Below are 275 nucleotides of genomic sequence, written 5' to 3'. Positions count from 1 at the left end.
CCATCACCATCACTATCTACAAGAGAACTACAAGCAACAGTTACTGTTACTGTCGCGGTTGAACAACTTGCTGTTGGTGTATCGTCATCACAGATTGTATAATCAAATGTATCTGTCCCTACAAAACCTGTTGCTGGGGTGTAATCAAATGTGCCATCGTTATTGCTCGTTACTGTGCCGCCATTGGCACTTGACGATTCAAAACTTGTAATGGTTGCGCCATCAATTACGGTATCATTCGTTAGTACATTTACTGTTGTTACTAATGTATCTTC

Annotated in this window: 1 protein-coding gene; it reads right to left on the bottom strand. The window is 40.7% G+C overall.

From position 1 onward, the window contains the following. Positions 1-275 (bottom strand): Ig-like domain-containing protein (locus tag ACH5TX_RS00090; protein WP_439337531.1); only part of this gene is annotated, 275 nt, incomplete at both ends.

This window comes from Thalassobellus citreus (assembly GCF_044385915.1).
Taxonomy (GTDB): Bacteria; Bacteroidota; Bacteroidia; order Flavobacteriales; family Flavobacteriaceae; genus Thalassobellus; species Thalassobellus citreus.
Note: the sequence above shows the minus strand (reverse complement) of the source record. Positions and strands in the feature narration are given on the sequence as shown.